Below are 23116 nucleotides of genomic sequence, written 5' to 3' on the forward strand. Positions count from 1 at the left end.
CGGCAAACGAAACGAAAGGGATTTCGGCATGCAGGCAGCCTCCGGGAAAATCGTGTTCACCATCGCCCTCGCCCTGTCGCTGGCGGCCGCGAGCGGTGCAAGGGCCCAGGAGGCGAAGGAGCCCGTCTGGCGCACCGGCATCTCGACCATCGGCGAATTGAAGCGCCCGGGCGACTTCGATCGCTTCGACTATGTCAATCCGGACGCGCCGAAGGGCGGCGAATTGAAACTGTCCGAGACCGGCACATTCGACACCTTCAATCCCATTCTCTCGAAGGGCGAGGCCGCGACCGGCGTCACGTCCCTCGTCTTCGACACGCTGCTGAAATCCGCCGACGACGAGATCACCGCCTCCTACGGCCTGCTCGCCGAAGCCGTCTCCTATCCCGACGACATCGCCTACGCCACCTTCCGCCTGCGCCCGGAGGCGACGTGGGCCGACGGCCAGCCGGTGACGCCCGACGACGTGATCTTCTCCTTCGACAAGTCTAAGGAGCACAATCCGCTTCTTGCCAACTACTACCGCCACGTGATTTCCGCGGAGAAGACCGGCGAGCGCGACGTCACCTTCCGCTTCGACGAGAAGAACAACCAGGAGCTCCCCAACATTCTCGGCCAGTTCCCGATCGTGCCGAAGCACTGGTGGGAAGGAACGGACGCCAAGGGTAACAAGCGCGACATCGGCCGCACGACGCTGGAGCCGGTCATGGGCTCCGGGCCTTACAGGATCGCCTCCTTCCAGGCGGGCGGCTCGATCCGCTTCGAGCGGCGCGACGACTATTGGGCCAAGGACCTCAACGTGAATGTCGGCCAGAACAATTTCGGCGTGATCAGCTACACGTTCTTCGGCGACCGGAACGTGGAGTTCGAGGCCTTCCGCGCCGGCAATGTCGACTTCTACCGCGACAACAGCTCCAGCCACTGGATGACGGCCTATGATTTTCCGGCCGTGAAGGATGGCCGCATCGTGCGCGAGGAGATCGAAAACCCGCTGCGCGCCGTCGGCATCATGCAGGCCTTCGTGCCGAACCTGCGCCGCGAACGGTTCAAGGACCAGCGGGTGCGCGAGGCACTGAACTACGCCTACGACTTCGAAAGCCTCAACAAGAACCTCGCCTATGGCAGGCTCAACCGCATCGACAGCTATTTCTGGGGCACCGAGCTGGCCTCCTCCGGCCTGCCGGAAGGGCGCGAAAAGGAAATCCTCGAGGAGCTGAAGGACAAGGTCCCGCCCGCCGTCTTCACCACGCCCTACACCAATCCCGTCGCCGGCGACCCGCAGAAGACGCGCGAGAACCTGCGCAAGGCCATGATGCTCTTCAAGGAGGCGGGCTACGAGCTCAAGAACCGGAAGATGACGAACATCAAGACGGGCGAGCCCTTCGGCATCGAAATCCTGCTCTCCAATCCTTCGCAGGAACGCACCGTCCTGCCCTATGTCAAGAGCCTCACCGACATCGGCATCGATGCCCGCATCCGCACGGTGGACGCCTCGCAATACACCAACCGCGTGCGCGCCTTCGATTATGACATGATCTACGGCATCTGGGCGCAGACGCTGGTGCCGGGCAACGAGCAGAGCGATTACTGGGGCTCGGCCTCCGTCGACCAGCAGGGCTCGAAGAACTATGCCGGCATCGCCGATCCCGCGATCGACGAACTGATCCGCCGCATCGTCTTCGCGCCGAACCGTGCCGAACTCGTGGCGACGACCCATGCGCTCGACCGCGTCCTGCTCGCCCATCACTTTCTGGTGCCGATGTTCTATTCCAAATCCCAGCAGGTCGCCTATTGGAACCACCTCGCCCGCCCGGCGGAGCTGCCCTATTACAGCCTCGGTTTCCCCGATGTCTGGTGGTCGAAGAATGCCGCGAAATGAGCCGGGGCTTGCGCCGTGCGGCGTCCTCGGCTCCATATAGCGATGACGAATCACCGTCGCGCGAAGCGGCGGCAGAAGGAAGGTTTGGGCTTGACCGACGGGACTGCGCCAAGACGAGAAGACCGGCAACCGGCTGCAGCGGGTAATCGCTGATGGGCGCCTATATCCTGCGACGCATCCTGCTGATGATCCCGACGATCTTCGGCATCATGGCGATTTCCTTCGCGATCGTGCAGTTCGCCCCCGGCGGCCCGGTCGAGCAGGTGATTTCCGACCTCACCAGCCAGAGTTCCGGTGACCGCCTCTCCGGCGGCGGCGGCGACGTTTTGCAGGATGTCGGGCAGGACAGCGCCTATCGCGGCGCGCGCGGCCTCGATCCGGAATTCATCGCCAAGCTGGAAAAGCAGTTCGGCTTCGACAAGCCGCCGCTCGAACGCTTCTTCACCATGATGTGGGACTATCTGCGCTTCGATTTCGGCGAGAGCTTCTTCCGCAACACCTCCGTGGTCGACCTGATCGCCCAGAAGATGCCGGTCTCCATCTCGCTCGGCGTGTGGATCCTCGTCTTCTCCTACGCCATCTCCATCCCGCTCGGCATCCGCAAGGCGGTGAAGGACGGCTCGGCCTTCGACGTGTGGACCTCGGGCATCATCATCATCGGCTACGCCGTGCCGAGCTTCCTCTTCGGCATCCTCCTCATCGTGCTCTTCGCCGGCGGCTCCTTCCTCGACTGGTTCCCGCTGCGCGGCATCGTCTCGGACAATTTCGACAGCCTCGCCTGGTGGCAGAAGCCGCTCGACTACATGTGGCACATGACGCTGCCGCTGATCACGCTTCTGCTGTCCGCCTTCGCCACGACGACGCTCCTGACGAAGAATTCCTTCATCGACGAGATCAAGAAGCAGTATGTCACCACCGCCCGCGCCAAGGGCCTGACCGAGCGACAGGTGCTCTACGGCCACGTCTTCCGCAATGCCATGCTGATCATCATCGCCGGCTTCCCCGGCGCCTTCATCTCGGCCTTCTTCACCGGCTCGCTGCTCATCGAATATATCTTCTCGCTCGATGGCCTCGGCCGCCTCGGCTATGATTCCATCGTTCGGCGCGACTATCCGATCGTCTTCGCGACGCTGTTCATCTTCTCGCTGATGGGCCTCGTCGTCAGCCTCATCTCCGACCTCATCTACACCTGGGTCGATCCGCGCATCGATTTCGAGCGGAGGGACGTGTGATGAGCGCCGTCACGGAGACAACGCCGATCGCCCCGCCGAGAAAGGGCCTGCTCAACCCGACGAACCTGCGCCGCTGGGAGAATTTCAAGGCGAACCGCCGCGGCTACTGGTCGCTGTGGATCTTCCTCGTCATCTTCGTCCTCAGCCTGTTCGCCGAATTCATCGCCAACGACCGGCCGATCCTCGCTTCCTACAAGGGCGAGATCCTCGTTCCCGTCCTTGTCGACTATCCGGAGGAGAAATTCGGCGGCTTCCTGGCCGAGACGGACTATCGCTCGGACTTCATCACGGAAGAGATCGAGGCCAATGGCTGGATGGTCTGGCCGCCGATCCGTTATTCCTACAACACGACGAATTCCAACATCCCGCATTCCGCGCCGACGAAACCCTTCTGGCTGATGGCCGGGGAAGAGCGCTGCGCCGGCTATCCGGGCGGCGCGGCGGACCCGAACTGCACGCTCGCCAACCTCAACTGGCTCGGCACCGACGACCAGGCGCGCGACGTGCTCGCCCGCGTCATCTACGGCTTCCGCATCTCCGTGCTGTTCGGCCTCGTGCTCACCATCGCCTCGGCGATCGTCGGCGTGACGGCCGGCGCCGTGCAGGGCTATTTCGGCGGCTGGACAGACCTCCTGATGCAGCGCTTCATCGAGATCTGGTCCTCGATGCCGGTGCTCTACATCCTGCTGATCATCGCCGCCATCCTGCCGCCCGGCTTCTGGATCCTGCTCGGCATCATGCTGCTCTTCTCCTGGGTCGGCTTCGTCGGCGTGGTGCGCGCCGAGTTCCTGCGCGCGCGGAATTTCGAATATGTGCGGGCGGCCCGTGCGCTCGGCGTCGGCAATGCCACGATCATGTACCGGCACCTCCTGCCGAACGCCATGGTGGCGACGCTGACCTTCCTGCCCTTCATCCTGTCGGGCTCGATCACCACGCTCACCTCGCTCGACTTCCTCGGCTTCGGCATGCCGCCGGGCTCGCCCTCGCTCGGGGAGCTGGTCGCGCAGGGCAAGAACAATCTCCAGGCGCCGTGGCTCGGCCTCACCGCCTTCGTCGTCATGTCCGTCATGCTGTCGCTGCTGATCTTCGTCGGCGAAGCGACGCGCGACGCCTTCGATCCGAGGAAGACCTTCCGGTGAGCGATCCCCAAACCATCCTGTCCGTCCGCGACCTCTCCGTCGCCTTCCACCAGGGCGGCAACACCACGCTCGCCGTCGATCGCGTCTCCTTCGACATCCGGCGCGGCGAGGTCGTGGCGCTTGTCGGCGAATCCGGCTCCGGCAAGTCCGTGACGGCGAATTCGATCCTGAAGCTGCTGCCCTACCCGGCCGCGAGCCACCCCTCCGGCGAGGTCCATTTCAACGGCAAGGACCTCTTGAAGGCCTCCGATACGACGCTGCGGAACGTGCGCGGCAACGATATCACGATGATCTTCCAGGAGCCGATGACCTCGCTCAATCCGCTGCACTCCATCGAGCGGCAGATCGGCGAGATCCTGAAGCTGCACCAGGACATCGAAGGCCCGGCCGCGCGCGCCAAAATTCTCGAACTGCTCAACCAGGTCGGCATCCGCGAGCCGGAAAAGCGCCTCGCCGCCTATCCGCACGAGCTTTCCGGCGGCCAGCGCCAGCGCGTGATGATCGCCATGGCGCTCGCCAACCGCCCGGAGCTATTGATCGCCGACGAGCCGACCACCGCGCTCGACGTCACCGTGCAGGCGCAGATCCTGGAGCTCCTGAAGTCGCTGAAGGAAGAGCACGGCATGTCCATGCTCTTCATCACCCACGACCTCGGCATCGTCCGCAAGTTCGCCGACCGGGTCTGCGTGATGACCAAGGGCAGGATCGTCGAGACCGGCCCGGTGGAGGAGATCTTCTCCAGCCCGCAGCACGCCTATACCCGCCACCTGCTCGCCGCCGAGCCCAAGGGCGAGCCGCGCCCGGGCGACGACAGCCAGCCCGTCGTCATCGAGGCGGAGGACGTCAAGGTCTGGTTCCCGATCAAGGCCGGGTTCCTCCGCCGCGTCGTCGATCACGTGAAGGCCGTCGACGGCATCGACCTGAAACTGCGCGCCGGCCACACGCTCGGCGTGGTGGGCGAATCCGGCTCCGGCAAGACGACGCTCGGCCTCGCGCTGACGCGGCTCATCGCCTCGAAGGGCCGCATCGCCTTCGTCGGGCAGGATATTGCCGGCCATTCCTTCAGCGAGATGCGGCCCTTGCGCCGGCGCATGCAGATCGTCTTCCAGGATCCCTTCGGCTCGCTCTCGCCGCGCATGTCGGTCGCCGATATCGTCGCGGAGGGCCTGAAGGTCCACGAGCCGTCGCTCTCCGAGGCGGAGCGCGACCGCTGCGTCGCCGCCGCGCTGGAGGAGACCGGCCTCGATCCCACGACACGCTGGCGCTACCCGCACGAATTCTCCGGCGGCCAGCGCCAGCGCATCGCGATCGCCCGCGCCATGGTGCTCAAACCCGAATTCGTCATGCTCGACGAGCCGACCTCGGCGCTCGACATGAGCGTGCAGGCGCAGGTGGTGGAGCTCCTGCGCGACCTGCAGGCCAAGCACAATCTCGCCTATCTCTTCATCAGCCATGACCTCAAGGTCGTGCGCGCGCTCGCCAACGACATCATCGTCATGCGCGGCGGTCAGGTGGTGGAGAAGGGGCCGGCCAGGGACATCATCGAACGGCCGCACGAGGCCTATACCAGGGCGCTGATGGCCGCCGCCTTCAATCTCGAAGCGGTCCGCAGCGAGAGCATCCGCCAGTAAGGCATTTTTTCTACATTATCCGACGCTGAAGCGATTTCGCTTCGGCTGAAATGTTTCATCAGGAACCAGCATGCAGACGAAAAGCCCTGTCATCATCGATCTGAAATTCGACCAGGAACAGGTCGCCGCCGCGCTGAAGGGCGCCTTTGCGGACCGCGAGGTGATCAATCTCTCGCATCCGGCAAACCGCAACCGCGACCTCTCGGGCATCGACTATGCCGTGGTCTGGAAGCCGGGCGCCGATCTCTTCTCGCGGGCGAAGGACCTGAAGGTGGTGTTTTCCGGCGGCGCGGGCGTCGACCATGTGCTGACGCTGCCGGGCCTGCCCGACGTGCCGCTCGTGCGCTTCGTCGACGAGACGCTGACGACGCGCATGAGCGAATGGGTGGTGATGCAATGCCTGCTGCACCTGCGCCAGCACCAGGCCTACGAGGCGCAGCGGGCAGCGCGCGTCTGGCGCGAGCTCGCCCAGCCCGAAGCGAAGGACCTGACCGTCGGCATCATGGGTTTCGGCGTGCTCGGCCAGGATTCGGCCAGGAAGCTGAAGACGCTGGGCTTCGACGTCATCGGCTGGTCGAAGAGCGGCCGCAAGGTGGAGGGCTTCGAGACCTTCGACGAGGCCGGCCTCGACGCCTTCCTCGGCAGGACCGACATCCTCGTCGGCCTCCTGCCGCTGACGCCGGAGACGAAGGGCATCTACAATACCGGCCTCTTCACCCGCCTCAGCCGCAAGGGCCCGTTCGGCGCGCCGGTCTTCATCAATGCCGGCCGCGGCGGCAGCCAGGTGGAGGCCGATATCGTCGCCTCCCTCAACGACGGCACGCTGCACGGCGCCTCGCTCGACGTCTTCGAGCAGGAGCCGCTGCCGCTCGAAAGCCCGTTCTGGTCGATGGACAAGGTGTTCATGACGCCGCATGCCTCGGCGGCATCCGATGTCGCCGCGCTTTTCCGCCACGTCGCGGCGCAGATCGAGCGGCTCGAAAGCGGCAAGCCGCTGGAGCATCTGGTCGACCGCAGCGCAGGATATTAAGACCCCGCTTGCGCCGGCCGGCGCGGCCCGGCGCGCGTCAGGGGCGGCGATAGCCGGTCGGCTGCGCGTAGAGCCAGCCGATGCGCTCGATGGCCGCATCCAGCCCCTCGCGCGCCACGCTCATCGTGTGGCCGTTGGCGTGGATGATGGTCGCCTCGTCTTCCATGATCGCCACATGGCCCTTCCAGAAGACGAGGTCGCCGCGGCGAAGCGCGCCGCGCTCGATCGGCGTGCCGAGGCCGGCGGCCTGCATGTCGCTGTCGCGCGGCGCGGTGCGGCCCGTCATCATCATCGAAAGCTGCACCAGGGCCGAGCAGTCGAGGCCGAAGCCCGAGCGGCCACCCCACAGATAGGGCGTCTCCAGGAACCGGGCGGCGATGGCGACATAGTCGTCCCCTGCCCTCTCCCCGATCGCAAGGCAGTGACCGGCAACGACCGACTGGCCGCCGGCAAGCGTCAGGTAGCGGGTGCCGCGCGTCTCGCTCTCGCCTATAACCGGTATCCGGCTACCGATCGACAGGGCGAAGGCGGCGGGCGTGCGCAGGTCCGGGCCGGAATAGGCGAAGGTGCGCGGCACGGCGACGACATGGGTCGCTGCAGGGGTTGCCGCAGGGCCGTCCGCATCAAGCGCCGCCTCCGGCAGGTAGCCGACATAGCCGTCGAAATCGGATTTCACCCAGGCCCAGCCCTCCGCCCGGTCGAGCACGCGCACGCCTTCGCCGAACAGGAGCTCGGTATCGATGCCGGCGGCGGCATCCGGCCGGGGGCGCAGCGCGGCAACGGGCTGCGCCACGACGGCCGGCGTGCCCGTGACATAGTGCGCGGCCGCGACGGTGCCGCGCAGGGCCTCCTCGGCGAGATCCGGTCGGAAGGCGTTGAGGCGGCGGTCTGGAAGGGCGTTCATGGATCTGGTCTCACGGGGCCGTTCAGGGGGCCGGTTCAGGGGTTTTGCGCACGGCCCCGGGCGATGATGAGATCGCCGAGGCGTTCGAGATAGAGCGCGCCGTCCACGGTGCGCTTGATGATGACGTTGCGGCGATCGCGGTCGTCACGCATGCGGGTGACGAGGCCCTGCTCGCCCATCGTGTCGAGCGCGCGGGTGATCACCGGCTTGGTCACGCCCAGCTTCGCCGCCAACCCCCGCACCGTGTGCGGCGGGGGCACGAGGTAGATCTCCAGCAGGATCGCCATCTGGCGCAAGGTCAGGTCGCGCCCATCCTCGTGGACCTGCTGCAGCGTCACCGCGTGCCAGAGGCCGAGCGCCTGCGATGGGGTCAGATCTAGCGGCACGGCGTCTCCGGGCAGGACGGCATTTTCGTTACGATACCGTATCGTTTACCGGAAGAAAAGCCGCCGCCTCAGGCCGTCGCCTTGCGCAGGTGATGGTAGAGTGCGCGGATGGCCTGCGCCTCGCCGCCGACGGGCGAATGCGGCCGCTCGGCCTGCGCCCAGCCGTAGATGTCGAAATGCGCCCAGCGCTTGTTGCGGGTAACGAAGCGCTTGAGGAACAGCGCCGCGGTGATCGAGCCCGCCATGCCGCCTGCGGGCGCGTTGGTGAGGTCGGCGATGCGGGCGGAGACGTCCTTGTCGTAGCCCATGTGGAGCGGCATGCGCCACATCGGGTCGTCGACCGTCAGGCTCGCCTCGGTGAGGTCGTGGGCAAGGTCCTCGTCGTCGGTGAAGAAGGGCGGCAGGTCGGGGCCGAGCGCGACGCGCGCGGCGCCCGTCAGCGTCGCCATGTCGATGACGAGGTCGGCCTCCGCCTCGTCCGCATAGGCGAGCGCATCGGCAAGGATCAGGCGACCCTCGGCATCGGTGTTGTCGATCTGCACGGTGAGGCCCTTGCGGCTCCTGTAGATGTCGCCGGGGCGGAAGGCGTTGGCGGAGATCGCGTTCTCCACCACCGGCAGGAGCACGCGCAGGTCCACCTTCAGCTTGGCATCCATGATCATCAGCGCGAGGCCCATGACATTGGCCGCGCCGCCCATGTCCTTCTTCATCAGGAGCATGGAGGAGGCCGGCTTGATGTCGAGGCCGCCGGTATCGAAGCAGACGCCCTTGCCGACGAGCGTCACGCGCTTGTGGCCCTTCTTGCCCCAGGTGAGTTCGAGCAGGCGCGGCGCCTGCGCGGCGGCGCGGCCGACCGTGTGGATGAGCGGGAAATTCTCCTTGAGGAGATCATCGCCCATGATGACGGAGACCTTCGCCTTGTAGTGTTCGCCGAGCGCGCGAAAAGCGTCCTCCAGCGCGTCCGGGCCCATGTCGTTGGTCGGCGTGTTGATGAGGTCGCGGGCAAGGAAGACGCCGGCAAGCTGGCGCTTGATGTCGGCGGCATCGGCATCGCTCGGGATGAGCAGGGTCGGGGCTTCCGAGACGGAGGCCTTGTAGCGCTCGAAGCGGTAGCTGCCGAGGCCGTAGCCGAGCGCCAGGCGATTGGCCGTCAGCGGGGCGGTCTCGACATGCCAGTCGCCGGCCGGCAGCGCGCGGGCGAGCCTGCCCGTCAGGAACGGCGCGTCGGACGGGTTCTTGCCGAGGCCGAAGAGCGCGCCGCCGAGATGGCCGTCCGCCGTCGGCACCATCAGCAGCGCCCCGGATTCCGCCTTGAAGCCGGCCTTCCTTGCCCAGTCGAGCGCGATCGGGTCGATCGTGCCGGTCTCGATATGGGCCGGCGTGATCGCGAAGATCGGCAGCGTCCTGCCGTTCTTCGTGTTGAAGGGAGAGGGCCGGTCGATGAACTGGAAGGGGGCCATGGCGGAACCTTTGGGCAGGGCTTGAGAATCAGGCGATTAACACTCTGTTAGGGTTAACAGATTATTGCTGGAGTGGAGATTGCGGCGTGATTCCTTGACCGCCGCGACATGCGGGAATCGCTTCGGGGACAGATCATGGCCGCTTCCGTCACGCGTACGTCACTTCGCGCTGGATTTTTGAGAGGCGCAGCATGTCTTGCCATCGCGGTGGCAATGGCGGGCTGCGCGGGCAAGAGCAACATCACGACCGGCTCCATTCCGAAAATGTCGAAGCCGGTGTCCGAGATGAATGCGACGGAACTGCGGGGCGCCGCCGATACGATCGGCCGGGCCTATGCGAAGAACCCCAAGGACCGCACCGTCGGCATGAACTATGCCAATGTGCTGCGCATGAACGGGCGCAACGACCAGGCGCTCGCCGTCATGCAGCAGGTCGCCATCAACAATCCGAGCGACCGCGAGGTGCTGGCGGCCTATGGCAAGGCGCAGGCCGCCGCCGGCCAGCTCGAGCAGGCGCTGAACACGATCCTGCGCGCGCAGACGCCGGACCGGCCGGACTGGCGGCTGAAATCGGCCGAAGGCGCGATCCTCGACCAGCTCGGCCGCGCTGGTGAAGCCCGCGCGCGCTATCGCGAGGCGCTCGACATCAATCCGAACGAGCCGTCGGTGCTCTCCAATCTCGGTATGTCCTATCTCCTGGCGAAGGACCTGAAGACGGCCGAGACCTATCTGCGCTCCGCCGCCTCCCAGCCCGGCGCCGACAGCGGCGTGCGCCAGAACCTCGCGCTCGCCGTCGGCCTCCAGGGCCGTTTCCAGGAGGCGGAGACCATCGCCCGCCGCGAACTGACCTCCGAGCAGGCCGAGGCGAACGTCACCTATCTGCGCTCGATGATGACCCAGCAGAACGCCTGGAAGAAGCTCGCGGCCGACGACAGCGGCAACACCAACTGATCCGTTTCTCCGATGCGCGGACGTAAAACCGCCTTACAGTTCTGCTGGAACTGCTCGTAACTCGCTCCCAAGCACGACCTCGCCCCGGCCGATATCTCGACCGGGGCGCTTTTTTGATCGACCCGCGGCCTCTTTTAGAAGCGGTCGGAGACTTGGATGCCGGCGGGGCCGAGGATCACGGCGACCAGCACCGGCAGGAAGAACAGGATCATCGGCACGGTCAGCTTCGGCGGCAGGGCGGCGGCCTTCTTCTCCGCCTCGTTCATGCGCTGGTCGCGGCATTCCTGGGCGAGAACGCGCAGCGCCTGGGCAAGCGGCGTGCCGTAGCGCTCCGCCTGGATGAGGGCCTGCGTCACGGCTTTCACCGTATCGAGGCCGACGCGCGTGCCGAGGTTCTCGTAGGCCGCGCGGCGCTCCTGGAGGAAGGAAAGTTCCGCGGTGGTCAGCACCAGCTCCTCTGCCAGCTCCGGCGAGGCCATGGCGATCTCGCCGGCCACGCGCTTGAAGGCGACCTCGATGGAAATGCCGGACTCGACGCAGATCAGCATCAGGTCGAGCGCATCCGGCCAGGCGCGCTTGATCGAAAGCTGGCGCTTCGACACCCGGTTGGAGATGTAGAGGTTCGGCGCGTAGAAGCCGATATAGGCGATGACGACCGTCGCCAGGATGCGCATCGCCAGCGGCTTGTCGCCGAGATAGCCGAGGAAGAAGATGTAGAAGGCGCCGATGGCGGCGAAGACGAAGGGCAGCACGAAGCGCGCGAAGAGGAAGATGTTGAGCGCGTTCTGAGAGCGGTAGCCGGCCTGGCGCAGCCGGTTCATCGTATGGGCGTCGACCAGCGCCTCGCGCAGGTTCAGCCGCTCGACGACCTGGCGCACGGAGGTGTTGTGCTGGGCACGCAGCGAGGCCTTGCTCTGGGAGGCTTCGGCGTTCATGCGGGCGCGTTCGCGCGCGCGCATCTGCTCGCGCTCCAGCGCCACGGACTTCATCCGCTTGTCGAGATCGCCGCGGTCGAGATAGGGGGCGGCGAGCGTGTAGAAGGTCGCGAGCACCGCGATCATCACGAAGGCCGGCAGCAGCACGGCCGGATCGGTAAGGGTGGTAACGAGTCCCGACATGCCCCTGCCCCTCAGATGTCGAAGTTGATCATGTTGCGCATCACCAGGATGCCGATGGACATCCAGACGGCGGAGATGCCGAGGATGAGATGGCCGCGCGGATCCTGGAACAGGATCACGATATAGTCGGGCGAGGTCAGGTAGACGAGGAAGGCGACGATGAACGGCAGGGCGCCGATGATGGCGGCCGAGGCCTTCGCCTCCATCGACAGGGCGCTCACCTTGGCCTTCATCTTGCGCCGCTCGCGCAGGACGCGGGAGAGGTTGCCAAGCGCCTCGGACAGGTTGCCGCCGGCCTGGCTCTGGATCGCGATGACGATGGAGAAGAAGTTGACCTCCTGCAGCGGGATGTTGGTGAACATGCGCGCGCAGGCTTCCGGAACGCTGAGGCCGACCTGCTGCGCCTCGACGAGCCGGCGGAACTCGGTGCGCACCGGTTCCTGGCCTTCGGCGGCGATCAGGCGCAGCGCGTCGGTCAGCGGCAGGCCGGACTTGATCGAGCGCGTCATCACGTCGAGCGAGTTGGGGAACTCCTCGAGGAACTTGTTCATCCGTCGCTTGACGAGGTAGCCGACGACCCAGCGCGGCAGGCCGGCACCGGCGATGAAGGCCGCGCCGAGGCTGACGAGCAGGCCCGAGCCGGCAAGCAGGGCCAGAAGGAAGACGAAGATGCCGGCGGCGGCGCTGAGAAGGTAGAACTGCGGGATGCTGATCGAGAGCCCGGCCTGGACCAGCTTCGCCTTCAGGGTGGTGGCGGCGCGCTTGGTCTGCTCCTGCTGCTTCTTTTCAAGGTCCTTCAGCGAATCCTGCACCGACTTGCGCCGCTTGGACAATTCCTGCATGCGGTCGCGCGCGGCCTTTGCCTTGCCCTGGTCGGTCTCGGCGGCCTGGACGCGGCGCATGCGGCTTTCCGTCTTCTTCGCCGCCTCGATGCGCGAGAAGAGCAGGCCATAGGCAAGGCCCGCGGTCGAAAGGGCCGCCAGGGCGAAGATCGCGACGATGGTGATATCCAGTCCGAACATCCCGGCCCCTTACGGCTTTTCCATCGCGTCGAGCGTTGCCGCCAGGCGCTTGTCCTCGTTGAAGTAGCGGGCGCGCTCCCAGAAATGCGGCTTGCCGATGCCGGTGCCCGTGTGCTTGCCGATGAGGCGCCCGTTGGCGTCCTCACCCTGGATGTCGAAGCGCATCAGGTCCTGCGTGACGATGACGTCGCCTTCCATGCCGACCACCTCGGTGATGTGGGTGATGCGGCGCGACCCGTCGCGCAGGCGCGAGGCCTGGATGATGATGTCGATGGAGCCGGAGATGATCTCGCGCACCGTCTTGGCCGGCAGGGTATAGCCGCCCATGGCGATCATCGATTCCATGCGCGACAGGCATTCGCGCGGCGTGTTGGCGTGGATCGTGCCCATCGAGCCGTCATGGCCGGTGTTCATGGCCTGGAGGAGGTCGAACACCTCCGGGCCGCGCACTTCGCCGACGATGATGCGCTCGGGCCGCATGCGCAGGCAGTTCTTGATGAGGTCGCGCATGGTGATCTCGCCCTCGCCCTCGATGTTCGGCGGGCGGGTTTCGAGGCGCACCACATGGGGCTGCTGGAGCTGGAGTTCGGCCGAGTCCTCGCAGGTGATGACGCGCTCGTCACGGTCGATATAGTTCGTCAGGCAGTTGAGCAGCGTCGTCTTGCCCGAGCCGGTGCCGCCGGAGATGACGAGGTTGCAGCGCACCCGGCCGATGATCTGGAGCAGCGTCGCGCCTTCCGGCGTGATCGAGCCGAACTTGACCAGCTGGTCGAGCGTCAGCTTGTCCTTCTTGAACTTGCGGATGGTGAGCGCCGTGCCGTCGATGGCGAGCGGCGGGGCGATGACGTTGACGCGCGAGCCGTCGGGCAGGCGCGCGTCGCAGATCGGGCTCGATTCGTCGACGCGGCGGCCGACCTGGCTGACGATGCGCTGGCAGATCGACAGGAGCTGGGCGTTGTCGCGGAAGCGGATCTCCGATTCCTGCACCTTGCCGGCCACTTCGATATAGGTCTTGCCCGCGCCGTTCACCATGATGTCGGCGATGTCGTCGCGCGCCAGCAGCGGCTCCAGCGGGCCGTAGCCGAGCACGTCGTTGCAGATGTCGTCGAGCAATTCCTCCTGCTCGGAGATCGACATCGCGAAATTCTTGATCGTGATGATGTCGTTGACGATGTCGCGGATTTCCTCGCGCGCGCTCTCGGTATCGAGCTTGGCGAGCTGCGACAGGTCGATCGTGTCGATGAGCGCGGAGAAGACCTGGCTCTTCGTGTCGTAATAGTCTTCCGTGCGCGGCGCGCGGCGGCGGGCAGCGGCAGCGGGTGCCGGGGCCGGAGCGGGGGCCGGCTCGAAGACGGGCTGCGGCGGCGCGGCCACGACCGGGCGCTCCGCCGTCACGGTCGTGACGGAAGCCGGCGTGGCCTGGACCGCCTGGCCCGCCGAACCGCTCTTGCCGAAACCTTCATTGCCGCGTTTGCCGAACATGCCACTTCATCCAGTCTGTTGCGCCGCCCGTCGGGCTTATTTCTTGCCGATGAGGCCGAGCAGATTGCCGAGGCCGGTCTTCCTGGGTTTCTTGATCGTCGCGCGCCCCGTCACGAGATGGGCGATCTGCGAGAAGGTCTCCGCCGTCGGCGACTTTCGATCCATCTCGGCGATCATGCGGCCGCTGTTGGCGGCGGTGCCGAAGAGCTGCGCGTCGAAGGGAATCACCGCGATCGGCTGGATACCGAGCGGTTCGCAGAAGTCGTCCGCCGCGATCTCCGGCCTTTTCGGCAGGCCGACCTGGTTGAGGATCAGGTGCGGCGGCTTGTCGTTCGGGCGAAGCTTCTTCAAGGCATCGAGCATGTTCTTCGTGTTGCGCAGGTTCGCAAGGTCCGGCACCGCGGTGATGACCAGCTCGTCGACCTCCGACAGCAGCGTGCGCGTCCACTCCGACCAGGCATGCGGCACGTCGAGCACGGTCACCGGCGCGCTGCGCTGCAGCACTTCGACGATCGGCTGGAAGGAGCCGCGCTCGAGATCGTAGGCGCGGTCGAGCATGGAAGGGGCCGCGAGCAGCGACAGGCGCTCAGAGCACTTCGTCAGCAGGCGATCGAGAAACACCTCGTCCAGCCGGTCCGGCGCGTAGATCGCCTCGGAAATGCCCTGCGGCGGATCCTGGTCGAAGTCGATATTGGCCGTGCCATAGGGCAGGTCGAGGTCGGCGAGGATCACCTCCGTCTGGAAGAGGCTCGAAATGTCGAAGGCGCAATTGTGCGCGATCGTCGAGGACCCCACCCCGCCCTTGGCGCCGATGAAGGCGATGGTGCGGCCGAGCGGCTCGGCATCGGGATCGACGAAGATCGTCGACATGGCGTTGAGGATGTCGGCCATGCCGACGGGGCCGACCATGTATTCGGAGATGCCGTTGCGGAGGAGGTCGCGGTAGAGCGGGATGTCGTTGTAGCTGCCGACGATGATGACCTTGGTGCTCGGATCGCAGACCTCGGCGAGCGGGGCGAGCTCGTCCATGATGCCGCGCGGTTCCGTCGAGGTCTCCAGGATCAAAAGGTTCGGCGTCGGGGCCGAGGCGAACATGTTGGCCGCCGCCGCGATGCTGGCGCTGGAGACACGGAGGCTCACCTTGGCCATGCGGCGGTCCTGGCCGCAGCGCTCCATGGTGCGCAGCATGGCCTCGCTTTCGCAGAAGGCGTGGACCGAGATGCGCGGCAGCGGACGCACGCCCTCCAGTTCGGCGGACCGGACCGCCTCTTCCGCCTCAGCTGCGCCCGCGCGCTCGATGGTGTAATCTACTGTGCTCATCGTCATGCCCGTTCCTGGTGTCCGGCGGACCGGATGGATATGTGCCTGGCCCTCGCGGGCGATTACAGCGGCGGCTGGCCGATATCGCGATAGTCGTCAATCACCGTGGAGCGCCGTGCCGCATCGATCTCGGTCATGCCGCGCGGCTGGACGAGATCCATCGGGTTGGCGATCTGGGCGGCAAGGTTCGCCTGCGATGCGCAGCCGAAATTCTGGTAGTTCTTGTTTTCCATCGTGTTGACGACGAGGTCTTCCGGCCATTCGCCGCAGGGTCCCGCTTGGGCGGTGATGGCGAAGAAGGCAAGCCGGATCGGCGCATTGGCGCCGTAGCCGCTCGCATCGTAGCTCGTCTCGATCAGCTGGTCGCGCTTGATGCCCGCCACCGTCAGCGTCGTGCGAATGTCCTTGCGCAGATAGTTGGCCGTCGCGGCATTGGCCGAGCCGCGCGGCAGCATGATCTGCACGGCGCTGCGCGATTTCGCGGCGTGGTCGGCGGCAAAGCCGCGGATGTTGTCGCGCATGGCCATCGTCAGCGCCCGGTCGCCGGTGGCGACGGGAATGTCCATCGTCTGCGCGGTTTCGGACAGCACGATCGGGTGGCGCGTACGGTAGTCGTCCGGGATCGAGGCCGTCGTGGAGCGGTCCGGCCGCGCGCCGCAAGCGGCAAGCAGCGTGGCGGACAGGATGAGGGTCGCCGCGAGCGCGGCGCGCATCGGCAGGGGCCTGTGCATGGTGCGGTTCCTTGCGGGGAGCCAAGTCTTGCTGGTCGTGTCGCGCATGTCCCGTCCCGTCACTTGTAGATGAAACCGATGGAGCCGTGGTAGTTGCCCGCCGGCATGGCGTCTTCCTTGCGGCCGTAGATCTTGTTCACCTTGCCGAGGAAGAAGCTCGCCGCATCGTTGGCCGCGTTGAAATTGTCGTCCGGACGCTGGAGCGCGGTGCGCGCGACGGGCCGCACGAGATAGGGCGTGGCGATGATGACCATTTCCGTCTCGTTGCGCACGAAATCCTTGGAGCGGAACAGCGTGCCGAAGATCGGGATCTTCGAAAGGCCCGGCAGGCCGGAGACGGCCTGGCGGATATCGTCCTTGACGAGGCCGGCGATGACGATCGAGCCGCCCGACGGCAGCTCGACGCTCGTCGTGGCCTCGCGGCGCCGGATGCCGAGCACCGTCATGCCGGGAATGGCCTGGGTGCCGCCATAGGTCGCCGACCCTTCGAAAGTCGGTTCGGAGACCTCCGTCTCGACACGCAGGCTGATGCGGCCGGGCGACAGCACGACCGGGCGGAAATTCAGCCGGATGCCGTATTCCACCTCGGTGATCGTGCGGGTGATGGTGGGGGACTTGCCGGCCTCGCCGCTTTCGATCGTCTGCTCGCTCGGGAGGCGGAAATCGCCGCCGACATAGAAGCGGGCCTCCTCGCCGGAGATCGCCGTCAGGCTCGGTTCGGCAAGGGTCCGCATCACGCCGGCCTGCTCCATGGCGGTCATGCTGCTGGAAAGGGCAAGGCCCCCGACCGTGCCGGAGAGGGCGCCATTGGAGACCCAGTCGGCCGCACCGCCGAGATTGGTCGGGTTGCGGAAGGAGATGCCGCCACTCGATCCCTGGGCGGAGCCGTTGAAGCCGAGCTGCTTGAGCACCTGGCGGCTGACCTCCGCCACGGTGATCTTCAGCGTTACCTGGTCCTCGCCGTCGATCTTGAGCATGTTGACGACCTGGGAGCGCTGGCGCACTTCGCCGAAGATCGCCGCATCGCCGTTGTTGCCCTGGGCCGTGATGTTGCGGGTCGTCGCCTCGCCGCCTCTCAGGAAGATCCCGGCGATCTCCTCGGCGCGCTTGGCGTCCTGCGGGGTGCGCACGGTGCCGTTCAGCACGATGTTGTCCGACATGATCTCGACCTGGATGTCGGAGTCGGGAATGAAGCGGCGCAGGTTCGCCTGCAGGCCGTCGATGTCGCGCTCGACGGTGAGGTCGATGCTGACGATCTCCTCGCCGCCCGGCCCGAAGATGAAGATGTTGGTCTGGCCGACTTCCTTGCCGAACAGGTAGATGCGGCGCGAGGTGCGTGTGACCGCGTCCGCCTTGCCCGGATCGGCGACGAGGATGTCGTGCGCGTCGGTCGGCAGATCCACAACGATCGCCTTGTTGAGGCCGAGCTTCACCGCCTTGCGGGCGCCGGGGCCGCTGTCGTTGATGCGGATGACGGAAGCGGTCGCCGCTTCGGCGGTGAGCGCCGGCGTGCCGCTGAACACGGTCTCCGCCAGGCCGGAAAGGGCGAGGCAGAAGCTCAGCCCGCCGGCGACAGAAGCCCGAAATGTCCTTGTGATTCCAAACACGGTCAGCTCCTGATCACTTCTGGGCCGCGGGCTCGCCGCCGTTTACGATTTCACCGGTCTTGATCACCTGGATGATCGGCATGCCGTCGCCGCCGCTGAGCAGGTAGTCGGCCGCGCCGGTATCGGCCTCCTGTGCATCCGCGATGCTGCGCAGCGCCAGCGACAGGCGTTCGGCCATCTGCTGGGCGACGGCGATCACCTTGGTCTGGTCGGGCGTGAGCTCCAGCGTCGCGGTGGTGCCGATGGCGGATTTCGAGCCGTCCTCGTTTTCCTGGATCTGCTGGTCGATGGCGAGCACGCGCACGTTCGACAGCACGGTCTCGGTGATGTAGGAGCCTTCCGGGCTCTTGCGCACCATGATGACGTCGACGCGGTCGTTCGGCAGGATGAAGCCGCCGGCGCCGGTGGCGACCGAGATCTCCGTCGCGACCGCCCGTTTGCCGGAGGGCAGCAGCGACGACATGATGCGGTTGCTCGAATCGGCGATCTTCTCCTGGCGGATCGGTTCGCCATTGAAGATCGGCATGCGGGCGATGGCGCCGTTGAGGCTCTCCATCGCATCCGGCCGGTTCTTGTCGGTGATGAAGCCCTCGACGATCGAGCCTTCCGGCCAGGCCGTCCAGGCGATCGTTTCCGGATTGAGCCGCGCGCCGACCGGCAGGCTTTCCTTAGCGACCAGCACGTTGACGGTCGCCTCGCGCTCGACGACGGCTTCGGTCTGCACGGGCGCGCCCCCGCCGGCGACCCGCAGGGCCAGAAGGCCCGCGACGCCCGCCGAAACGACGGCCACTGCCAGAATGATGATTCGCGCCGGTCTCATGTGGTTTCCCTGGGCTGCGGACTTTTCTATCCACCCACGCTAACCGGCAATGGTGTAATTATGGTTAATAACCGCCTTACGCGCATGGTTAACGCAAGACTAACGAAACCAGGCGCGGGACATGCGTCGGCCCCGGCGCTTCAACCGGGGCTGGCAAGCAGGCATCGTGATGAAATGGCGGCCGGCCGCCTCAGCCGAGCGCCGCGACCATCAGCGGCGAGGACGGATAGGCGAGGAAGGCGCCGATCCCGATCGCGATGCCATAGGGCACCTTCTTGGCCTTGAGCAGGTGATCGGGAACCGGCAGGCCCGATGCGAGGATCAGGTTCGTCTTGGCGCGCAGGGAGAGGATTGCAATGGTGAGCAATCCGCCGAAGACGGAAACATAGACCAGGTATTCGACGAGGGAGAGGCTCATGCCGAACCAGACGGCACTGGCCGTCAGGAGCTTGGCGTCGCCGCCGCCCATGACATTGAGGGCGAAGAGCGCGAAACAGACGGAGAAGACGAGAAGGCCGGCCGCAAGATGCATGGCGATCTCCGTCAGGCCGAGGCCCGCCAGCGGCGCCACGACGACGAAGGCGACAAGGAGGATCGCCGAGACCCGGTTGGGGATGAGCATCGTCAGGAAATCGGAGCAGGCCGCGACCGCGAGGCAAAGCGGGAATACCACGAAGATGATTGCCTGGGCCATGATGATGCTCTCCTTTCGGCGCATGATGCGCCTCGTCCGTTTCGGAAAGGATAACTGAAAGCAAAAAGCCGCCTTTGCGGGGCGGCTTTCCGATATAGGGGCTACGCCTCCGGTCGCCGATTACTTCGGCACTTCGGCTTCCATCTTCGAGCCGAGCGTGCTGAACGTGTTGTTCAGCGAGTCGCCGAGCGCGCCGGCACCGGCGATCAGGGCAACGGAAACCAGTGCGGCGATCAGGCCGTATTCGATGGCGGTGGCGCCCGATTCGTCTTTCATAAGGCGAGCGAAAATCTTGGTCATGGTATTCTCCTAGCTCCACGATGTTGGTTCAGCACGTCCGCCAACTGTTTCCGTTGTTCGGATGGTTGCAACCTACAGGCAAGCCATTTCCATTGACTTAAGGAATCCGGTTAACAAAAGCTTGCCACGCGGTGGCCGGATTTATGGTGATCATTCGGTTAATCCCCTTACGCGCGCGTATTTCCCTTTGTTTGGCGCCGCTCGACGGGACCAGGCGGGCCAAACGGGCGGCAGATAAATCTACAAGGTTAGCGAGTGGCTTAAGCCTTCGTTCACCATTCGCAGCGATGCTGTTGGTGTTTTATCGCCGGGATGACTGTTTATGGGACGCGACTTGATCTTCGCTACGGGTGCCGCAAAGCTGGTGATGGCGGGCTTCGTCGTTGTGGCGACAGCCGCTTCCGCCCTTGCCGACGAACCGCTGATGCGCGTCTACATGGACCACGCCCGCGTGCTCAAGCTCGACCGCCCCGTCAGCAAGGTGATCATCGGCAATGCGGAGGTCGCCGATGCGACCGTGGCCGATTCCCAGACGATCGTCCTGACCGGCCGCAATTTCGGAACCACCAACCTGGTCCTGCTCGATGCGGACGGCAACGCCATCATCGACGAACGCATCCTCGTCTCGATCGACGAGGGCAACACGGTGCGCGTCTTCCGGCAGACGGACCGGTCGGTGCTCTCCTGCACGCCCAATTGCGAAGAGCACGTCGCCCGGAACAGGAGCGGTGGCTGACGCCCCGTCCCGCTTCGGGCGTCCGAATGCGGGAAACCGTTCAATTCTTCCCCTTTCCGCATACGAAATATAAACGGTCTGCGGCCTATCCTCGCCCGTGTCCAGCATTTGGGAACGGATCGCGATGTCGCTCGATCATGATGCACCTGTCCGCCGAAGGCCGAAGAAGGGCCTGTTCGGCCGCTTCCTTGCCCGGCGTGACGGCGCGACGTCCATCGAGATCGCGCTTCTCAGCCTGCCCTTCTTCATGATCGTCTTCGCCTCGCTCGAGACCTTTGTCGCCTTTTCCGCCGAACAGCTTCTCGCCAACGCCACCGAAACCATGGCGCGCAAGATCAGGACGGGCGAAATCCGCTCCTCGGGCAACGCCACCGTGGACACGGAGACGTTCCGCAAGGCCTTCTGCGACGAGATCGCCATCCTGATGCCCTGCTCGCCCCAGGAGATAAAAACGGCGGACAAGCTGTTTCTCGACGTCAGGAGCTTCGCGAAGTTCTCGGACATCCCGAAGACCACACCGCTCGTCGGCGCGGACCTCGACACGTCGTCCTTCAAGATCGCACCCGGCGGCAAGCGGACCATCAACATCGTGCGTGCCTACTATCGCTGGGACATCGTGACGGACCTCATCCGCCCCTATGTCTCCAACATCCGCGCGGCCGACGGCTCCCGGCAGAACTACCTGATGATCGCGACGGCCGTCGTCCAGAACGAGGACTATCCGTGATGCGCAAGGTCCTTTCCCCCCCGGATGTCGTCAAGGGCCGGCAGGGCGCCGGGCGCGGCGTGCTGCTGCGGCTGCGCCGCTTCGTCGAGGATCGCCGCGGCATCGGCGCCATCGAATTCGCCATCGTCGCCCCGCTGCTGATGATGGCCTATGTGGGCGCCTTCGAGATCACCGTCGCGATCACCTCCCTGCGCAAGGTCAGCAGGGCCTCCGCGACCGTTTCCGACCTCCTGACGCAGAGCAGTTCGACCAACAAGGCGACACTCGACACGATGAAGGACGTCGTCGCCAAGGTCGTGGCGCCGTTCCCCACCAAAAGCGCCTATACGCTGAAGATCACCGGCATCGCCGTTGCGGCCGACGGCAAGGCAAAGGTCGCCTGGTCGCGCGACCAGGCGGCGAGCACCCCCTATGCCAAGGGAAGCGCGGTGACGCTGCCGAGCCACATGGAAGCCAAGGACACGTTCATCGTGCGCACGGAACTGTCGGTGCCCTATTCCATCCTGCTTCTGGCGCCGAATCTCGATTCGCGGCTCAACAAGATCAACCTTTCCCGCACGAGCTATTTCCGCCAGCGCGTCGGCAAGACGATCGACTGCTCCGACTGCTGATCCCGATCCCGTTCGCCTCGCGATTTCGCTTGAACCCGTTGCAAGGCCCGTGTCATGTCTCGCAGTTCATCCGGACGCGGACAGACGGCAGGTGATCCATGGCGCGAGCCTTTCTCTTCGTTCTTGATTCCTTCGGCATCGGCGGCGGTCCGGATGCGGCCGCCTTCGGCGATCTCGGCGCCGACACGCTCGGCCACATCGCCGAGTTCTGCGCGGCGGGCGTTGCCGACCGGCCGGGTCTGCGCCAGGGGCCCCTGAAGCTCCCCAACATGTCGGCGCTCGGCCTGCTGCACGCCGCCCGCGCCGCCACGGGCCGTTTTCCGCAGGGCATGGACGTGCCGCAGCGCGTCTTCGGCTATCACGGCGCCGCCAGCGAGGTCTCCAACGGCAAGGACACGCCCTCCGGCCACTGGGAGATAGCCGGCACGCCCGTCAGCTTCGACTGGGGCTACTTTCCGGCGGAAGGCGACGCCTTCGAGCCGGAGCTGGTGGAAGCCATAACGGCGGCCGGCAAGGTGCCGGGCATCCTCGGCAATTGTCATGCCTCCGGCACCGACATCATCGCCCGCCACGGCCTCGACCATATGCGCAGCGGCAAACCGATCTGCTACACCTCCTCCGATTCCGTCTTCCAGGTCGCCGCGCACGAGCGCGCCTTCGGCCTCGACCGGCTGCTCGCCTTCTGCGAAACGGTGCGAAAGATCCTCGACGAGCGGCCGGGCGGGCGCATCGGCCGGGTCATCGCGCGGCCCTTCGTCGGCGAGACGCCGGAGACCTTCGAGCGCACCGGCAACCGCCGCGACTATTCCGTGCTGCCGCCGGAACCGACCCTGCTCGACCGGCTGACGGAGGCCGGGCGCACCGTGCATGCCGTCGGCAAGATCGGCGACATCTTCGCCCACCAGGGCATCGGCCGCCTCACCAAGGCGAACGGCAACATGGCGCTGTTCGACGCAACGCTCCGCATCATGGACGAAGCGGCGGACGGCGATCTCGTCTTCACCAACTTCGTAGATTTCGACATGCTCTACGGCCACCGCCGCGATGTCGCGGGCTACGCCGCCGCGCTGGAAGCCTTCGACCGGCGCCTGCCGGAGGTGGACCGCAAGCTGAAACCCGGCGATATCGTCATCCTCACCGCCGACCACGGCTGCGACCCGACCTGGCGCGGCACGGACCACACGCGCGAGCGCGTGCCGATCATGAGCTTCGGCCCGGGCCTGCGCTCGCGCCTGCTCGAAACCCGCACCACCTTCGCCGACATCGGCGAAAGCGTCGCGCGCCATCTCGGCATTGCGCCGGGCCCGCATGGAAGGAGCTTTCTGTGACGAAACCC

At 65.8% G+C, this 23116-nt stretch carries 22 protein-coding genes; 10 read left to right on the forward strand and 12 right to left on the reverse strand.

The window, feature by feature from the left end; translation table 11 throughout:
- Positions 1 to 28: 28 nt before the first annotated feature.
- The 5 genes from MUU56_RS26980 (at position 29) to MUU56_RS27000 (ending at position 6911) form a co-directional block, all read left to right on the forward strand.
- Complete coding sequence (locus MUU56_RS26980; protein ID WP_244770363.1) at positions 29 to 1879, forward strand: extracellular solute-binding protein; 1851 nt, start codon at positions 29 to 31, stop codon at positions 1877 to 1879.
- Between the two features lie 152 nt (positions 1880 to 2031).
- Entirely contained in the window at positions 2032 to 3111 is a 1080-nt protein-coding gene (locus MUU56_RS26985) for a microcin C ABC transporter permease YejB (protein ID WP_133035466.1), read from the forward strand.
- Entirely contained in the window at positions 3111 to 4250 is a 1140-nt protein-coding gene (locus MUU56_RS26990; protein WP_244770364.1) for an ABC transporter permease, read from the forward strand. Before MUU56_RS26985 ends, MUU56_RS26990 begins: the two co-directional genes overlap by 1 nt.
- The gene (locus MUU56_RS26995) at positions 4247 to 5881 is read left to right on the forward strand and encodes an ABC transporter ATP-binding protein (protein WP_244770365.1); all 1635 of its coding nucleotides are present in this window, start codon (positions 4247 to 4249) and stop codon (positions 5879 to 5881) included. Before MUU56_RS26990 ends, MUU56_RS26995 begins: the two co-directional genes overlap by 4 nt.
- Before the next feature lie 70 nt (positions 5882 to 5951).
- Entirely contained in the window at positions 5952 to 6911 is a 960-nt protein-coding gene (locus MUU56_RS27000) for a 2-hydroxyacid dehydrogenase (RefSeq protein WP_244770366.1), read from the forward strand.
- A gap of 37 nt (positions 6912 to 6948) precedes the next feature.
- On the opposite strand, the gene MUU56_RS27005 is transcribed toward MUU56_RS27000, so the two are convergent.
- From MUU56_RS27005 to MUU56_RS27015, 3 genes are all read right to left on the reverse strand, one after another.
- On the reverse strand, positions 6949 to 7815 hold the full coding sequence (locus MUU56_RS27005) for a C40 family peptidase (protein WP_244770367.1): 867 nt from the start codon (positions 7813 to 7815) through the stop codon (positions 6949 to 6951).
- Between the two features lie 35 nt (positions 7816 to 7850).
- The gene (locus tag MUU56_RS27010; RefSeq protein ID WP_244770368.1) at positions 7851 to 8201 is read right to left on the reverse strand and encodes a MarR family transcriptional regulator; all 351 of its coding nucleotides are present in this window, start codon (positions 8199 to 8201) and stop codon (positions 7851 to 7853) included.
- A 68-nt stretch (positions 8202 to 8269) separates the two neighbouring features.
- Positions 8270 to 9661 carry a leucyl aminopeptidase family protein gene (locus MUU56_RS27015; protein ID WP_244770369.1) on the reverse strand — a complete coding sequence of 464 codons (1392 nt, stop codon included), beginning with the start codon at positions 9659 to 9661 and terminating at the stop codon, positions 8270 to 8272.
- 213 nt (positions 9662 to 9874) lie between these two features.
- Between MUU56_RS27015 and MUU56_RS27020 the strand changes: the two genes are divergently transcribed.
- Entirely contained in the window at positions 9875 to 10612 is a 738-nt protein-coding gene (locus tag MUU56_RS27020) for a tetratricopeptide repeat protein (protein WP_244770370.1), read from the forward strand.
- A gap of 134 nt (positions 10613 to 10746) precedes the next feature.
- On the opposite strand, the gene MUU56_RS27025 is transcribed toward MUU56_RS27020, so the two are convergent.
- The 9 genes from MUU56_RS27025 to MUU56_RS27065 form a co-directional block, all read right to left on the reverse strand.
- Complete coding sequence (locus MUU56_RS27025) at positions 10747 to 11730, reverse strand: type II secretion system F family protein (protein WP_244770371.1); 984 nt, start codon at positions 11728 to 11730, stop codon at positions 10747 to 10749.
- Between the two features lie 11 nt (positions 11731 to 11741).
- Complete coding sequence (locus MUU56_RS27030; RefSeq protein WP_244770372.1) at positions 11742 to 12752, reverse strand: type II secretion system F family protein; 1011 nt, start codon at positions 12750 to 12752, stop codon at positions 11742 to 11744.
- A gap of 9 nt (positions 12753 to 12761) precedes the next feature.
- Positions 12762 to 14234, reverse strand: coding sequence for a TadA family conjugal transfer-associated ATPase (locus tag MUU56_RS27035; protein WP_244770373.1), 1473 nt, complete (start codon positions 14232 to 14234; stop codon positions 12762 to 12764).
- Between the two features lie 36 nt (positions 14235 to 14270).
- Positions 14271 to 15554: a CpaE/TadZ family protein gene (locus MUU56_RS27040; RefSeq protein WP_244770374.1), complete on the reverse strand. Its 1284-nt coding sequence runs from the start codon at positions 15552 to 15554 to the stop codon at positions 14271 to 14273.
- A gap of 62 nt (positions 15555 to 15616) precedes the next feature.
- Positions 15617 to 16285: a CpaD family pilus assembly protein gene (locus tag MUU56_RS27045; RefSeq protein ID WP_244770375.1), complete on the reverse strand. Its 669-nt coding sequence runs from the start codon at positions 16283 to 16285 to the stop codon at positions 15617 to 15619.
- A gap of 59 nt (positions 16286 to 16344) precedes the next feature.
- The gene (locus MUU56_RS27050; protein ID WP_244770376.1) at positions 16345 to 17892 is read right to left on the reverse strand and encodes a type II and III secretion system protein family protein; all 1548 of its coding nucleotides are present in this window, start codon (positions 17890 to 17892) and stop codon (positions 16345 to 16347) included.
- Positions 17893 to 17905: 13 nt separating this feature from the next.
- The gene (gene cpaB, locus MUU56_RS27055) at positions 17906 to 18712 is read right to left on the reverse strand and encodes a Flp pilus assembly protein CpaB (RefSeq protein WP_244770377.1); all 807 of its coding nucleotides are present in this window, start codon (positions 18710 to 18712) and stop codon (positions 17906 to 17908) included.
- A gap of 190 nt (positions 18713 to 18902) precedes the next feature.
- Positions 18903 to 19406, reverse strand: coding sequence for an A24 family peptidase (locus MUU56_RS27060; protein WP_244770378.1), 504 nt, complete (start codon positions 19404 to 19406; stop codon positions 18903 to 18905).
- 120 nt (positions 19407 to 19526) lie between these two features.
- On the reverse strand, positions 19527 to 19706 hold the full coding sequence (locus tag MUU56_RS27065) for a Flp family type IVb pilin (RefSeq protein WP_244770379.1): 180 nt from the start codon (positions 19704 to 19706) through the stop codon (positions 19527 to 19529).
- Positions 19707 to 20073: 367 nt separating this feature from the next.
- Between MUU56_RS27065 and MUU56_RS27070 the strand changes: the two genes are divergently transcribed.
- From MUU56_RS27070 to MUU56_RS27085, 4 genes are all read left to right on the forward strand, one after another.
- On the forward strand, positions 20074 to 20442 hold the full coding sequence (locus MUU56_RS27070; protein ID WP_317633324.1) for a pilus assembly protein N-terminal domain-containing protein: 369 nt from the start codon (positions 20074 to 20076) through the stop codon (positions 20440 to 20442).
- A 124-nt stretch (positions 20443 to 20566) separates the two neighbouring features.
- Positions 20567 to 21169 (forward strand): TadE/TadG family type IV pilus assembly protein, encoded by a 603-nt coding sequence (locus MUU56_RS27075; protein WP_244770380.1) that lies wholly within the window; start codon positions 20567 to 20569, stop codon positions 21167 to 21169.
- Positions 21169 to 21780 (forward strand): TadE/TadG family type IV pilus assembly protein, encoded by a 612-nt coding sequence (locus MUU56_RS27080; RefSeq protein ID WP_244770381.1) that lies wholly within the window; start codon positions 21169 to 21171, stop codon positions 21778 to 21780. Before MUU56_RS27075 ends, MUU56_RS27080 begins: the two co-directional genes overlap by 1 nt.
- A gap of 98 nt (positions 21781 to 21878) precedes the next feature.
- Positions 21879 to 23108: a phosphopentomutase gene (locus MUU56_RS27085; RefSeq protein WP_244770382.1), complete on the forward strand. Its 1230-nt coding sequence runs from the start codon at positions 21879 to 21881 to the stop codon at positions 23106 to 23108.
- Positions 23109 to 23116: the final 8 nt, after the last annotated feature.

Origin of the sequence: Shinella yambaruensis, assembly GCF_022899355.1 — a bacterium.
Lineage (GTDB): Bacteria > Pseudomonadota > Alphaproteobacteria > Rhizobiales > Rhizobiaceae > Shinella > Shinella yambaruensis.